Source organism: Micromonospora sp. NPDC023966, assembly GCF_040639095.1.
GTDB lineage: Bacteria > Actinomycetota > Actinomycetes > Mycobacteriales > Micromonosporaceae > Micromonospora.
The window spans coordinates 57,567-72,207 of the sequence record NZ_JBEZZJ010000019.1; the positions used below are offsets into that span (position 1 = coordinate 57,567).

Sequence of the window (14,641 nt, forward strand, 5' to 3'; positions counted from 1 at the left end):
AGCACCCGGTCATCTTGCCTCGACAGTTATGGTCACCGATTGCTTCGGACGCATTGCCGTCAGTTTTCTCCCGGCCGCTCTCGCCGGGAAGCGTTCCGCCGTACCGGGTCTGCCGGTACGGCGGAACGCGTTCGCTGAGTGTCGGGTCAGCGCGGCGCCGGCGGCCGCAGCGCGATCGCCTGCAGGAAGATCTCACCGATCTTGCTCGGGTCGGTGGTGACGAAGGAGCCACCACCGGTCACGTCCGTGATCGACTTGAGCTCGGCGCGGCTGACCTCGGTGCCGATACCGATGATGATCACCTGGACCGGCTGCTCCTCGTCCCGCAGCTTCTTGAGCCGGTCGAGCAGCGCCTTCTGGGTGATGCCGCTGGCGTCGTCGTTCTTGCCGTCGGTGAACAGCACGATCGAGTTGACCTTGCCCGGCTCCCAGTCCTGCTGGACCTTCTGGTACGCGGCGAGCATGGTGTCGTAGAGCCCGGTGTCGCCGTTGGAGGGCCGGATCGAGGCCAGGCGCTGCTGGATCGGGCCGCGGTTGCTCGACAGCGGCTTGATCTCGATCAGCTGGCGGTAGTCCTGGGAGCCGCTCAGGTTGGTGGAGAAGGTCCACAGGCCAATCGACCAGGAGTCGTCGAAGAGTCCCAGGCCCTGGCTCGCGGCGGCGACGGTGACCTGCTCCCGGCTGGCCCCGTTGGCCGTCGCCACGGGCTTCTTCATCGAACCGGAGACGTCGATGACGCAGAGCATGCGGCCGGACTGGGTGGCCACCGACCAGGTGGTGGTCGCCTTCTGGATGGCGATCGGGTCCAGGTCGGCCGCGCCGCCCTGTCCGGACGGCGGGACGGCGCTCGCGCCGCCGTTCGCCGGGCTCGGCGCGCCCTGGGGCGCCTTGAACCCGTCGCCCCAGTTGCCGTCCGGGGCCCGCAGCGCCTGCGTCGCCAGCCGGTTCTTGAAGCTCGGCGTCCGCAGCACGTCGAAGAGCACCCGCGCGGCCGACGCCTTGGTGGGCTCGATGCCGGGCAGGACCGCGAACGGGTAGTCCAGCGGAATCGGCGCCGGCTCGAGGTAGAGCGCGGCCAGCGGGATCGGCGGCTTGGTGTTGTTGTACGCGATCACGTCCTCCTCCGACAGCGCCGCCGCGCCCAACCCGTTGGCGATGGCCGTCGGGTCGGACGAGCGCGGGAAGCGGGCGAGGAGGTCCTGTCGCAGTGAGGAGCGGTTGGTGGCCAGCGCGCGCAGCGCGCCCACCATCGCCTCCTGGGCCTGCGGGGAGCCGGCGGCGCCGGTGGCGCTCGCGGCGGCGGTCAGCGAGAGCAGCCCGGACAGGCCGGCCGCGTCCTGGGTCGGCTCGACGATCCCGGCGCGCAGCGGCGTGCTCTTGGTGACCTCGTTCAGCAGGTCGGTCCAGTGGAGCTTCTTCTCCGGCCAGCCGACCCGGGAGGCCACCGGCTCGGGCAGCGCGACGACGACGGGGCTGCGGGCGATCGAGGCGCCGTTGGCCGGCGCGAACGCGGTGGCGCCGCCGCTCTTGAGCCGCAGCAGCCAGGTGGAGGAGTCCGGCACCCAGACGTCCGGCGTGACCGCGGTGCCGCTGGCCTGCCCGACCCCGGCCAGGGTGGCGCCGTGCTTGCTCGCCACCGCGGCGGCCACGTCGACCGGCTCGGCGGCGGCGACGTTCACGGCGATGCAGGTCTCACCGACCGCCGCGCCGTCGGCGACCCACTGGTCGGCCGCCGCGCGTACGGCGGGGGCGATCTCCGGGGTCGCCGCGACGGACAGTTCGATCCGCCCCGAGCAGTTCGGGCCGGCCAGCTGCTGATAACCGAACCAGGAACCGGCTACGACGACGACGAGGGCGGTCGCCGCGGCGACGGCACCTGCCCCACGGAGGTTAGAACGCATGCGATGGCGGCCAGACACGGTGACCATCTTGCGTATCTCGTGGGGTTACTGCCACAACCGTTCGGACGAAAGTTACGGAGGAGAAACAGTTGATCGCCAAATCGTCACTTTGAGTGAGTGATCAGTCATCCCAGGTGATCAAAGTCTACTTCGGACGATGTTCGAGTCACCGCTCGGTCACGGACAGACGCAGGTGGGACTCGCCACCGGCACCGGCTCTCCCACCGGCTCGGGCACTCCGCTGCCCGGGTCCACCCGGAAGATTCTGATCATGTCGGCCCGTTCGTCGGCCACGTAGAGGTACTCGCCGGTCAGGGCGAAGTGCCGCGGCCACCCGCCTCCGGTGTCGACCTCGGCCACCAGCTCCGGCGCCTCCCCGGCCAGCGCGAAGACCGCCACCGTGCCCACCCCCCGGTTGCCCACGTAGAGGAAGCGGCCGTCCGGCCCGACGGCGACCTCGGAGGGCTGCACGTGCCCGACCCGGCCGCTGGCGTCCACCCGGACCCGCTGGTGCAGCCCGTCCGGGGTCAGGTCGTAGGCGGTGACCGTCCCGTCCAGCTCGCCGACCAGCCAGCAGCGCCGCCCGTCCGGGTGCCGGGCCAGGTGCCGGGGGCCGGCGCCGGCCGGCGTACGCAGCCGGGGGGCGCGGGGCACCAGCCGGCCGGAGGCGGCGTCGAGGTCGTACCGGTAGACCGAGTCGGTGCCCAGGTCGACGGCGAGCAGCGGCCCGCAGTGCGGGTCGGGCGAGACCATGTGGCAGTGCGCCTGCTCCTGCCGCTCCGGGTCGGCGCCGTGCCCCTCGTGCCGGACCAGATCGCTGCGCTCCCCCGGCGTCCCGTCGGCGTCGAGCCGGAACACCGACACACTCCCGCCGCCGTAGTTCGCCACGAACAGGTGCCGCCCGTCCGGGGCGACCGCCAGGTGGCAGGGCTCCGCCCCGCCGGTCGGGCGTACGCCGATCGGGTCGAGGTGGCCACCCGGGCCGACCCGGAAGGCGCTGACCTGCCCCTCGGACAGTTCGTTGACCGCGTAGAGCACCGGCAGCGCCGGGTGCCGGGCGAGGAACGACGGAGACGGGGTGACCGCCACCGTGCCGAGCGGCGTCAGCGCGCCGGTCGCCGGGTCGCGCCGGGCGGCGACGATGCCCTCGGCCCGCCCGCCCGTCTCCGCCGTGTAGCCCCCGATGTGGACGATCGCGTCCTGCCCGGTCACCGTTCCCACCTTCCGCCGTCTCCACCGTCGATCCAACCAGAGGCTTCCCGGGGAGCCGGCCGGTTAGGCGTCATTCCCGGCACCGGTTTCCGGGCCGCCCGCGCCGTGCCGGCGGGCGGAGCGGGGTCAGCCCACCGGCACCGGCTCGCCGCGCTGCCGCGCGACGTGCTCGACCAGCGAGATCAGCACCAACTTCCCGGACTGCCGGTCCCGGGCGTCGCAGAGCACCAGCGGCACCTCCGGGTCCAGGTCCAGGGCGTCCCGGACCGCCTCCAGGCTGAACCGGCGGGATCCGTCGAAGCAGTTCACCCCCACGACGAACGGGATGCCCCGCTGCTCGAAGTAGTCGATCGAGGGGAAGCAGTCGGCCAGCCGGCGGGTGTCGGCGAGCACCACCGCGCCGAGCGCCCCGAACGCCAGCTCGTCCCAGAGGAACCAGAACCGGTCCTGGCCGGGGGTGCCGAAGAGATAGACCTGGAGGTCGTCGTTGATGGTGATCCGGCCGAAGTCCATGGCCACCGTGGTGGTCGACTTCTGCTCCACCCCGGAGACGTCGTCGGTGCCGATGCCGGCGCCGGTCAGCACCTCCTCGGTCTGCAACGGCCGGACCTCGCTCAACGCGCTCACCAGCGTCGTCTTGCCGGCGCCGAAGCCACCGGCGATGAGGATCTTCAGAGCCAGCGGCACCCGCGGCGCGGCCGGCTCCCGGTCAAAGCGCACGGAGTCCACTGACCACCGCCTTGAGGATGTTGTCGTCGGGCAGGTGGGCGGCGGCCGGCCGGCGCACCGTGACGAGCCCACGGGCGAGGAGGTCGCCGAGCAGCACCCGCACCACGCCGACGGCGAGGTCCAGGTCGGCGGCGAGGTCGGCCACGGCCACCGGCCGTCGGGCCAGTTCGGCGAGGCGCCGGTGCTCCGGCTGGAGACCGGGCACCCCGGCCGGGTCCGCCCCCGGCTTGGTGAGCACGAACGCCACCAGGTCGAAGCCGTCGACCGGCGGGCGCACCCGGCCGCCGGTGACGGTGTACGGGCGGACCACCGGGCCGGCGGCGGCGTCCAGCCACTCGTGCTGGGGGCCCGGCGACTCAGCCCGCATCGGTCGCCGCCGTGCGGGCCGGTGCGCTGAGGTTCTCGCCCACCCGGATGACCAGCATCGCCATCTCGTACGCCACCAGGCCGATGTCGGCGTCGGCGTCGCTCACCACCGCGAGACAGGCCCCCTGCCCGGCGGCCGTGACGAACAGGTACGCCGAGTCCATCTCCACCACGGTCTGCCGGACCGCGCCGCCACCGATGTGCCGGGTGGCCCCCTTGGCGAGGCTGGAGAAGCCGGAGGCCAGCGCGCAGAGGTGTTCCGCGTCGGTGCGGTCCAGGTCGGCGGACGCGCCGAGCAGGAGGCCGTCCGCCGAGAGCACCACCGCCTGGCGGGCGGCGGGGACCCGCTCCACCAGGTCGTCGAGCAGCCAGTCGAGATCGGTGTTCTGCCGCGTCGTGTGCACCACTAGGCGTCCCTCTCAGTCGCGGTTCGATGGTCCGGAGCCGGCTCCGGCGGGGAGGGGTCGGCGGCCCGGGTACGGGCCGCGTCGGTGGACGGAGCGCCGGCCCGGTCCGGGGCGGCGGTGGGCTCGGCGGCGGGTCCGGTGGTCGCCGCCGTGGGGGCCGTGGGGTCGGTGGCCGGCCCGGTGGTCGCCGGTCCCGCCGCCGTGGGGGCGGCCCCGCGGCGCGCGGCCGTGGCGTCGGCGGCGGCGCGGGCGCCGTCCCGCCGGCCGCGGGCGGTGCCGGACTGGAGCGCGGACATGGCCCGGCGCACCTCCTCGGGCGGGCGGTGCGCCGGGTTGTCGGCGACGACCGGCCGGGGGCGGGCCACCGGCCCGCGCCGCCGGACCCGGCGGGGCAGGCCGTCACCGTCCGCCGGCGACTCCACGCCGGAGGCGCGACCGGCGGGCAGCGGCACGACCGCCGACTCGGGCCGGTCCCGGCCGGGCCGGGCGGCCCGGGTCCGGGGGACCGTGCCCAGCCGGGTCACCCTGGCCATCCGCCGGTCGTCCCGCCCGGGCGGCCCGGCGGCCGGGCCGGTGGCGCCGATCGCCGGCTCGTCGGTGATCAAATCGGACGGGACGAACACGACGGCGGTGATCCCGCCGGGGACGGCCGGCCGCAGCTCGACCCGGACGCCGTGGCGGGCGGCCAGCCGGGCGACCACGAAATGGCCCAGCCGGGCGCTGTCGGTCGGGTCGAACTCCGGGGCCCGGGACAGCTTGCGGTTGGCGTCGGCCAGGGCGGGCGGCGACATGCCGAGCCCTCGGTCGGTGACCTCGATGGTGTAGCCGCCCGGCACGGTCCGGCCGGTGACGTCCACCCGGGTGCCCGGCGGGGAGAAGACGGTGGCGTTCTCGATCAGCTCGGCGAGCAGGTGGATCACGTCGCCGACGGCCCGGCCGAGCACCCCCGCCGGCTGGACCTCGCCCACGTCGACCCGGTCGTACGACTCGACCTCGGAGATCGCGCCGCGCACCACGTCGACCGCGGCGACCGGGTTGCGCCAGCCCCGGCCGGGCGCCGCGCCGGCCAGGATGACGAGGTCCTCGGCATGCCGCCGGAGCCGGGTGGCGAGGTGGTCGACCTGGAACAGCCCGGCCAGCTCGTCCGGGTCCTCGGTCCGCCGCTCCAGCCGGTCCAGCAGCGCCAGCTGCCGGTGCACCAGGCCCTGGCTGCGCCGGGCGATGTTGAGGAAGACCTCGTTGAGGCCGCGGCGCAGGGTGACCTCGTCAACCGCGGCCTGCACGGCGGTTCGGCGTACCTCGTTGAAGGCGCGCCCCACCTGGCCGATCTCGTCGCCGCCGTGGTCCAGCTCGGGCGCCTCGTGGGCGACGTCGACCTCCTCGCCGCGGCGCAGCCGGGCCACCACGTCGGGCAGCCGGTGCTCGGCCATCTCCAGCGCGGCGGTCCGGACCCCGGTGAGCCGCCGGTCCAGCGACCGGCCGACCCGCAGCGCCACCAGCACGCAGACCACGATGGCGAGCAGGCCGAGCAACCCGGCCGCGGCCAGGCGGACCAGGATGCGGACCGCCATCGGCACGGACCGCTCGGTGAGGGTGTCCGCGCCGCGCAGCTCGAAGTCCCGCAGGCCCTGGGCGACCGTGGCGTAGCTGGTCTCCCAGGCCCGTACGTCGAGCCCGGCCGGCAGGTCGCGGGCGCGGACCAGGGTGTCCTGGAGGGCGCGCAGCCGGACGAACCCCTCTCCCTCGGTGAGCCGCTGGTAACCGGCCCGTTCGGCGGGCGGCAGGTCGGCCACCGCGTTCTCGGCCAGGAAGCGCTGGTTCTCGATGGTGCGGACCAGCTGCTCGTGCTCCCCCTCGGCGTACCGGCCGGCGGTGACCGCGCCGGCCAGCAGCGCGTCGGCCTGGCCGAGCAGCTCCCGGGACCGGCCCAGCGCGGTGAGCGCCAGCGCCTCCCGGTTGAGCTGGGCGTCGGGCAGCGTGGCCATGCCGGCGAACGCCTGGAAGGCCGAGCCGATCATCCCGCTGTAGAGGCCGACGGCGCCGGCCCGGTCCACCTTGCGGCTGTCGATGAAGCCCCGCCCGGCGGGCAGCGCGTCGAGCGCGGCGACCAACTGGTCGAGCCGGGCGTCCAGCAGGTCGTCGGCGGCGTCGCGCAGCTTATCCCCGCCGACCCGGCGGCGCAGCTCGGCGATCGCCTGGTCGGTGCGGGTGCGCTGCTCGGCCAGGGCCGGCAGGGCGGTGTCGCCGGCGAGCTGGACGACCGAGAGCCGGCGTTCCCGTTGCAGCTCGGTGACCACACTCTCGCCGGGCCGGCCCAGGTCGTAGAGGAGGGTGCGCGCGGCGAGCAGGTCGAGGGCCGGCCCGAAGGTCAGCGTGGTGGCGAAGATCCACAGTGCCAGCAGCCCGGTCACCGGACCGATGACCAGCGCGGTCAGCTTGGCGCGGATCGGCCAGTCTCGGGTGTTCATCAGACCTCGCCCGGGGAAGGTGTCGCAGGGGTGGCGCCGGCACCCGCCGGAAGGGCCGCGACGCGGGCCCCGGCCCGGGCGCCTTGGGCAGGATACGTAATCCCAGCCCGATGCACTACCGGCCGTCTCGCCTCTCACTACGGTCCGGAATGTTCGCTGTGGACACCGTTGGACGGGAACGCCTGCCGGAAGGACCGGGCCGGACGTTCGTCCAAAGGGGGTGGACGGGTCAGCCGTCCGGAGTGGGGCCCCCGGCGATCCGGCGGTCGGGCCGTCTCGATCCGACCGGCGACCAGGTACCCCGTCGCCCGCCGTCCCGCCGGCCTCAACCTCCCCGTGCGCCACGTCTTCTGGAACGACTCCGCTTTTCAGCACGCCGTGGGATGTGTGCCCGGCCATGGCGTGGGCAGGTTCGACGGGCGCATCCGCGCAGGAAAGTACGGCCGATGGGGATTGGCGATCACGCGCCGGAGGGAATACCAGCGGGCGAAGGAGGAGCCATGTCGCCCACGCAGGTAGTCGTCATAGTCATCGTCGTTCTGGTGCTCGCGGCGCTGGCCGCGGTCGCCGTGGTCGCCAGCCGTCGCCGGGCCCTCAAGCAGCGCTTCGGCCCCGAGTACGACCGGGCCGTCGCCGAGCAGGACAGCCGCGGCGCCGCCGAGCGGGAGCTGCGGGAGCGGGAACGCCGCCACGCCGAGCTGGAGCTGATCCCCCTCAGCCCGGAGTCCCGGGCCCGGTACGCCGCCGCCTGGGAGGAACTCCAGGTCCGTTTCGTCGACTCCCCCGCCGAAACCGTCGGTGACGCCGACGAACTGGTCACCCGGCTGATCGCCGAGCGCGGGTACCCCACCGGGGACTTCTCCGAACAGATCGCCCACCTCTCCGTCGAGCACGCCCGCACCCTCACCCACTACCGGGACGCCCACGACATCCGGCTGCGCAACGAGCGCGGCGAGGCCGGCACCGAGGAGCTCCGGCAGGCGCTCGTGCACTACCGGGCCCTCTTCGCCGACCTGCTCGGCGAGGACCCGGTCGGGCACCAGCCGCCGGAGCAGCGCCACCCCGACCACGACCACGAGCACGACGCCACGAGCCGCTGAGGAGGCCGCCGCCATGCGTCAGGAAGAGCAGCAGGTCACGCAGGACCACCCCGAGGCCGTCCGGTCCGCGCCGGTGCCGGTCCCACACCCCGGCGACCGGGCCGCCGCGGCCGAGGTGCCGGAGGACGCGCTGGACGACCGGGGCACCTTCGACGACCCGGCGGTCGCCGGCGAGCGTGCCGACCGGCGGGATGCGGAACTCGACGAGACCCGCGGGTACGACGCCCGCGAACTGCGCGACGCGGAGGCCGCCGACGCCGACGACCGGCCGGTGTACCACGACCCGGCGCCGCTGCCGACGACCTTCGGCGCGACCACGGTGGGCGACGCGGTGGCCGCCTCGGCGATGGCCAGCGGGCGCCCGGAGGACGAGCGGGACGCGCGCGGCGAGGACACCGCCGTGCCGGGCGACGGCGCCCCGGGCCGGACCGACGCGTTCGACGACGAGCGGGCCGACCCGACGGCGGCCGACCGGCTGCACGACCCGGACCGCTGGGAGGCCGCGCATCCCGGTGCGGTGCGCGACGAGGCCCCGGTCGCCGGCGGGGCCGGGTACGGCAGCGCCGAGCCGGCGATGGTCGACCCGGACACCAGCACCGCGGCGGCCGGCGCGGGCGCGGCCGGGGCGGCCGCGGGCGGCGCGGCGGGCGCGGCGCTGGCCGGCGCGGCCCGGCCCACGCCGGGCGCGGTGCCGACCGACGCGGCCACGCTGTTCGCCCCGGAGATCGCCCAGGACTTCCGGGACCGCTGGCGGGACGTCCAGCTCCGTTTCGTGGACGACCCGCGGGCCGCGGTCGGCGAGGCGCAGTCGCTGGTCGAGGAGGCCATCGAGGCGCTTTCCGCCGCGCTGCGCGAGCAGAAGGCCAAGCTCGGCGGTTGGCAGGAGTCCGGCTCGGCCGACACCGAGCAGCTCCGGGTCGCCGTGCGCGGTTACCGGGACTTCCTGGACCGGGTCCTGGGCCGCTGACCCACGCCCCGCACGGAGCCCCGGCCGACGGATGGCCGGGGCTCCGCCGTGTGCGCCGGATCGCCCTCCAGGCATGAAATTTCGCAAACTGGGTACCTGCGGGCGGCAGCGGCCAGGGAGGGAGCAACGGGATGGGTGACGGTCTCCGGTTGGACATGAACGCCCTGGACTACGTGATCCTGGCGCTCTACTTCGTCACGGTGCTCGGCGTCGGTTTCGCCGCGCGGCGCGCCATCCGCACCAGTGTCGACTTCTTCCTCTCCGGGCGGTCGCTGCCCGCCTGGGTCACCGGCCTGGCGTTCGTCTCGGCGAACCTGGGCGCCCTGGAGATCATCGGCATGGCGGCCAACGGCGCGCAGTACGGCGTCATGACGGTCCACTACTACTGGATCGGCGCCGTGCCGGCGATGGTCTTCCTGGGCATCGTGATGATGCCCTTCTACTACGGCTCGAAGGTCCAACAGCGTCCCCGAATACCTGCGGCTGCGCTTCAACCGCCCGACCCACCTGCTGAACGCCATCAGCTTCGCGGTCGCCCAGGTGCTGATCGCCGGGGTGAACCTCTACGCGTTGGCCCTGATCATGCAGTTGCTGCTCGGCTGGCCGCTCTGGGTGGCGATCGTGATCGGCGCGTTCATCGTGCTGGTGTACATCACCATCGGCGGCCTCTCCGGCGCGATCTACAACGAGGTGCTCCAGTTCTTCGTGATCATCGCGGGCCTGGTGCCGATCACCGTGCTGGGCCTGGTCAAGGTCGGCGTCGTGTCCGGCCTGATGGACGCGGTCAAGGGCTCCAAGCTCGGTGAGGCCGGGCTGCACGCCTGGCAGGGCACCGGCAGCACGGACAACCCGCTCGGCGCCCACTGGCTGGGCATCGTCTTCGGCCTCGGCTTCGTGCTCTCGTTCGGCTACTGGACCACCAACTTCGCCGAGGTGCAGCGCGCCCTGCCCGCGCGGAACATGAGCGCGGCCCGGCGTACACCGATCATCGCGGCGTACCCGAAGCTGCTCATCCCCCTGGTGACCGTGATCCCGGGCCTGATCGCCCTGATCACCGTCAAGGGTCTCGGGGCCGACAGCGGCGACCTGGTCTACAACAACGCCATCCCGCTGCTCATGCGCGACCTGCTGCCCAACGGGGTGCTCGGCATCGCGGTGACCGGTCTGGTGGCCTCGTTCATGGCCGGCATGGCGGCCAACGTCAGCGGCTTCAACACGGTGTTCACCTACGACATCTGGCAGGCGTACTTCAAGCGGGACCGCTCGGACGAGTACTACGTCCGGGTGGGCCGGATCGCCACCGTGGTGGCGGTGGTGATCGGCATCGGCACGGCCTTCATCGCGGCCGGGTTCAGCAACATCATGAACTACATCCAGGCGCTCTTCTCGGTGTTCAACGCCCCGCTCTTCGGCACCTTCATCATCGGCATGTTCTGGAAGCGGATGAGCGCGCTGGCCGGCTTCTGGTCGCTGCTGGCGGGCACCGTGGTGGCGATCGGGACCTACCTGCTCTACCGGGCCGGCGTGATCCACTTCAACTCCGACCTGGAGGAGAGCTTCTGGGGTGCGGGCCTCGCCTTCGTCACCGTGGCGGTGGTCGCCGCGATCGTGACGCCGTTGACCCGGCCGAAGCGGAACGACGAACTGACCGGCCTGGTCTACGGCCTGTCCGACACCACGCTCAAGGACGACTCGCTGGCCGGTGACGCCGCCTGGTACCGCTCCCCGATGCTGCTCGGTGTCATCGCCGTGGTCCTCGCCGCCCTCTTCTACATCCCGGTCTTCTGAGGAAGGGACGCACGCCATGGCAGACGACGCCGACCGGTACCAGCACGGCGAGGCCCACGACCCGCTGGTCGACGAGACCGAGGACGAGCGGGAGGCGCGCTCCGCGGCGGCCCGGCTCTTCGACATCCGCCGGGTAATCGGCGGGCTGTTCGTGACGTACGGGCTGATCGTGGGCCTGATGGGCCTCTTCGACTCGCCCGCGGAGATCGACAAGGCACAGGGCGTCCGGATCAACCTCTGGGCCGGCCTGGCGATGCTCGCCTTCGGGCTGCTGATGCTGCTCTGGCAGCGGCTGCGCCCCACCGAGGCGCCGGAGGCGCAGGCCGCCGAGGAGCGCTGACCCGGCCTCGGCATGGCCCGGCCCGCACGGGGTACGCCGTGGGGATCAGGGACCGGACAGGAGGGCAGCAGCATGACGGATCGCGACCGCGGTGGCGAGCGGCCGCTGGAGGAGACCCCCGAGGTGGCCGCCGCGGTGGACGACGACAGCACGGTGCCGCAGCTGCGCACCGGTGGCACCGACCCGAACAATCCCGTCTTCACCGAGCCCGACGGCGCGGTGCCCGACACCGGTTCACCGGACCTCCTCGGCGACCCCTACGCGGCCGGGACCGGAGCGACCGGCACAGGCACCGGGGCGGGCGGGGACAACATCCGGACCGGCGCGGAGCAGCCGTGGGAGCCGGAGGACCTGGTGATGGCCCGGGGCCAGGACCTCACCCCGGAGAACCTGGAGCGGGCCCGCCGCGACCTGGCCGAGCTGGGCCGGGCGGCGATCGAGAAGACGGTCCCCTGACGCCCGGGGGCCCCTGGTCGACGTGGGGTCGACCAGGGGCCCGGGGAACCCGCGCGGCGGTGCCTCACTCCCGCCGCCGCGGGTGGGCCGGCCGCCGGATCAGGAGAGCGGCGGGTAGGCGTTCTTCATGAGCTCCTGGAACTGAGCGGAGAACCAGGCGCCGGAGATCGGCGCGTTCGGCAGGGCCCCGGTCATGCTGTTGCCGTTGCGGGCGTTGCCGGTGTAGGTCGGGTCGCACATCCGGTCGAAGCCCTTGCCCTCGTCGTTCGGGATGAGGCTGCTGGAGCCGTCCGACTCACCCGGGGGCTTGACCCAGACGTACGCGTCGATGCCCGGCTCGGGGCTCGCCTTCGGACGCTCACCGAGACCGGCCCCGGCCTGGTTGCACCAGTTGCCGGCGTGGATCCGGCGATCGATGCGGCCACCGTCGACATAGGTGTCCACGCTGGTGGTCGCGCCCGGGCCGGTGGGCCGGGCGGTGCCGCCCCAGCCGTTGCGGGAGGTGTCGATCAGCATGCCGATGTTGCTCTCGAAGCCCACCGAGACCAGCTTCTGCCGGAAGCCCTGGGCGAAGGACAGCTCGTCGACGTACTGGTTCCAGTCGATCCACTTGGACTGCCGCACGCTCGTGCCGTTCACCGTGTCGGTGATCTTGATGTACGGCTCCTTCAGCGCAGAGTAGTTCGCCGTGTTGACGATGAAGCCGTGCACGTTGCGCACGGTGCTGCCGGAGGCGGTGGCCGCGCTCTTCAGCATGTCGGCGGTCGGGCCGAAGTTGCTGTCCCAACCGATCCAGCCGTGGTGCGCGGCGTCGATGTAGTTGTAGACGTTGCCGATCGCGCCCAGCTTGGCCAGCGCGTAGCCGACCCCGTTGACGTACGCGCCGTTGGCCTTGACCGTGTCGCACATAGCCGTGCCGCCCGCGTTGCCCGAGGTGTTGGTCACCAGGTTGGGCAGCGAGTCGATCTCGATGATGTTGATGATCCGGATGCCGGCGTACTTCGGGTCGCTCTGGATCGCCGCGATCGGGTCGATGTACTCGGCCTTGTAGCGGGGCAGTTCGTCCGGACCCAGCTCACCGTTGGAGGCCAGCGCGGCGCAGTCGCGGCCGGGCAGGTTGTAGATGACGAACTGGATGTAGCCGGCGCCCTGCTTCAGCGCCGCCTCCAGGTGGTCGCGGACGCCCATCGAGCCGTTCGAGCTGCTGTTGCTGGTGCCGTTGATGGCGGCGATCCGGTCCAGCCAGACCGCGGTCGGGTTGTTCGAGACCCGGCTGCCGCCGGGCTCGGCGTCCGCCTTGGCCTTCCACTCGGGGTTCACGTACCCCTTCGCCCCGGCGTACGGGTTGTCGGCCTTCTGCCCCGGCGGCGGGGTGGTCGGCGGCGGCGTCGTGGGCGGCGGGGTGGTGGGCGGCGGCGTCGTCGGCGGCGGCGGGGTGGTCGTCGGCGGCGTCGTGGTGGGCGGCGTGCCGCCGTTGCAGACCGTGCCGTTCAAGGTGAACTGGGTCGGCTTCGGGTTGCTGCCGCTCCACGCGCCGTTGAACCCGATGCTGGTGCTGGCGCCGGTGCCCAGCGACCCGTTGTAGGACTCGTTCTGCGCGGTGACGTTCTGGCCGCTCTGCGACCACTTCGCCGACCAGCCCTGCTGCACCTTCTGGCTGCTGTTCGGGAAGGTGAAGCCGAGGTTCCACGAACTGAGCGGGTCACCGAGGTTCCTGATGTTCACCGTCGCGGTGAAGCCACCGGGCCAGTCGCTGGTGGTGTAGTCCACGCTGCACTGGGTCGCGGCCTGCGCCGCGGTGACCGGGAGGGTCACCAGCCCGCCGGCGACCAGGACGCCGGCGCCGGTCAGCGCGAGCGCCCGGCTGCGGCCGGACAGCCTTCTCCACAGATTCATGCCACTGATCTCCTTGAGCGAGACCGGATCCGCGTACGGCCCGGCGGAAGGACGCTCGGACGTCCGTCGGGGGACGGCCGTCGGCGCACGGGTTCTTCGGGGGCGCCCGACCCGGACGGGCGTGATGGTGGTGGTGGACGACCGGCCCGCGGGGCCGGTCGAGGAGTCGGACGTCGTTCCGGTGACCCGGCTGCCCTCGACGTCTGAGCTCGCGGTGTGGCTCTCCGAACCGCGTGCAGCGATTCTTACATGGGAGCGCTTCCATAGCAATGGCTCGATGCGGTTCGGACCGGACCGGGGGCGCCAAACGGGGCGCGGCCGACCGGAAGCGGCAGACCGGCGCAGTCGACCACCCCACGGCACGGCCCGGCGCGGGCGACGCAGGGGGCACGCGACCACCCGAGCCGGCACGACGGGCCCGAGCCATTTGGGCACGCCACAAAAGCCGCGTAGCACCCGTACCTCTCCCATCGCCTACAAACTCCTAAACACGAATGTTTCCCCGGATAACTCGCGAAACCGTCTAACGTCGGTCGTAGCTCGAGGGATGTCGGGCTCAGGACAAACAGGGATGGAGTGACGCAGGTCATGGCTAAGAAGATGCTCGGGAAGCTCGTTGCGGGTGCTGCTCTCGGCGGCGCGTCCCTGCTGCTGTTCTCGCCCGGGGCGGCGAACGCGGCCAGCGCGTACACGGTCGCCAAGCCGCAGGTCAGCCTTCCCGGTACCTGCTCTGGGGACCACGAGGACTGGGACCACAAGAACTGGGACCGCAAGGACTGGGACCGCAGCGACGAGGACCGCAAGGACCACGACCGCAAGGACGAGGACCGCAAGCACGAGGACGGCAAGCACGACGACGGCAAGCACGAGGACGGCAAGGGCGAGGACGGCAAGGGCGAGGACGGCAAGCACGACGACGGCAAGGGCGAGGACGGCAAGCACGACGACGGCAAGGGCGAGGACGGCAAGCACGACGACGGCAAGGGCGAGGACGGCAAGCACGACGACGGC

At 72.9% G+C, this 14,641-nt stretch carries 11 protein-coding genes and 2 pseudogenes; 6 read left to right on the forward strand and 7 right to left on the reverse strand.

The window, feature by feature from the left end; genetic code table 11:
• Positions 1-146: 146 nt before the first annotated feature.
• The 6 genes from AB0F68_RS23070 to AB0F68_RS23095 form a co-directional block, all read right to left on the reverse strand.
• Positions 147-1,901 (reverse strand): substrate-binding domain-containing protein, encoded by a 1,755-nt coding sequence (locus AB0F68_RS23070; RefSeq protein ID WP_357341611.1) that lies wholly within the window; start codon positions 1,899-1,901, stop codon positions 147-149.
• Positions 1,902-2,078: 177 nt separating this feature from the next.
• Entirely contained in the window at positions 2,079-3,113 is a 1,035-nt protein-coding gene (locus AB0F68_RS23075) for a lactonase family protein (protein ID WP_357341612.1), read from the reverse strand.
• Positions 3,114-3,239: 126 nt separating this feature from the next.
• Positions 3,240-3,842 (reverse strand): ATP/GTP-binding protein, encoded by a 603-nt coding sequence (locus tag AB0F68_RS23080; RefSeq protein ID WP_357341613.1) that lies wholly within the window; start codon positions 3,840-3,842, stop codon positions 3,240-3,242.
• Positions 3,823-4,209: a DUF742 domain-containing protein gene (locus AB0F68_RS23085; protein WP_357341614.1), complete on the reverse strand. Its 387-nt coding sequence runs from the start codon at positions 4,207-4,209 to the stop codon at positions 3,823-3,825. The genes AB0F68_RS23080 and AB0F68_RS23085 overlap by 20 nt, the downstream gene beginning before the upstream one ends.
• Positions 4,199-4,615, reverse strand: coding sequence for a roadblock/LC7 domain-containing protein (locus tag AB0F68_RS23090; protein WP_357341615.1), 417 nt, complete (start codon positions 4,613-4,615; stop codon positions 4,199-4,201). Before AB0F68_RS23090 ends, AB0F68_RS23085 begins: the two co-directional genes overlap by 11 nt.
• The gene (locus AB0F68_RS23095) at positions 4,615-7,083 is read right to left on the reverse strand and encodes a nitrate- and nitrite sensing domain-containing protein (protein WP_357341616.1); all 2,469 of its coding nucleotides are present in this window, start codon (positions 7,081-7,083) and stop codon (positions 4,615-4,617) included. The genes AB0F68_RS23090 and AB0F68_RS23095 overlap by 1 nt, the downstream gene beginning before the upstream one ends.
• A gap of 500 nt (positions 7,084-7,583) precedes the next feature.
• Between AB0F68_RS23095 and AB0F68_RS23100 the strand changes: the two genes are divergently transcribed.
• The 5 genes and pseudogenes from AB0F68_RS23100 (at position 7,584) to AB0F68_RS23120 (ending at position 11,734) form a co-directional block, all read left to right on the forward strand.
• On the forward strand, positions 7,584-8,183 hold the full coding sequence (locus AB0F68_RS23100) for a hypothetical protein (protein ID WP_357341617.1): 600 nt from the start codon (positions 7,584-7,586) through the stop codon (positions 8,181-8,183).
• A gap of 13 nt (positions 8,184-8,196) precedes the next feature.
• The gene (locus AB0F68_RS23105; protein WP_357341618.1) at positions 8,197-9,150 is read left to right on the forward strand and encodes a hypothetical protein; all 954 of its coding nucleotides are present in this window, start codon (positions 8,197-8,199) and stop codon (positions 9,148-9,150) included.
• 131 nt (positions 9,151-9,281) lie between these two features.
• Positions 9,282-10,938: pseudogene (locus AB0F68_RS23110) on the forward strand (sodium:solute symporter family protein).
• Between the two features lie 16 nt (positions 10,939-10,954).
• The gene (locus AB0F68_RS23115) at positions 10,955-11,278 is read left to right on the forward strand and encodes a hypothetical protein (protein ID WP_357341619.1); all 324 of its coding nucleotides are present in this window, start codon (positions 10,955-10,957) and stop codon (positions 11,276-11,278) included.
• A 72-nt stretch (positions 11,279-11,350) separates the two neighbouring features.
• The gene (locus tag AB0F68_RS23120; protein ID WP_357341620.1) at positions 11,351-11,734 is read left to right on the forward strand and encodes a hypothetical protein; all 384 of its coding nucleotides are present in this window, start codon (positions 11,351-11,353) and stop codon (positions 11,732-11,734) included.
• A gap of 99 nt (positions 11,735-11,833) precedes the next feature.
• On the opposite strand, the gene AB0F68_RS23125 is transcribed toward AB0F68_RS23120, so the two are convergent.
• Complete coding sequence (locus tag AB0F68_RS23125; RefSeq protein WP_357341621.1) at positions 11,834-13,630, reverse strand: glycoside hydrolase family 6 protein; 1,797 nt, start codon at positions 13,628-13,630, stop codon at positions 11,834-11,836.
• 588 nt (positions 13,631-14,218) lie between these two features.
• Here AB0F68_RS23125 and AB0F68_RS23130 point away from each other — a divergent pair.
• Positions 14,219-14,641 (forward strand): annotated as a pseudogene (locus AB0F68_RS23130) (hypothetical protein); the annotation flags it as partial.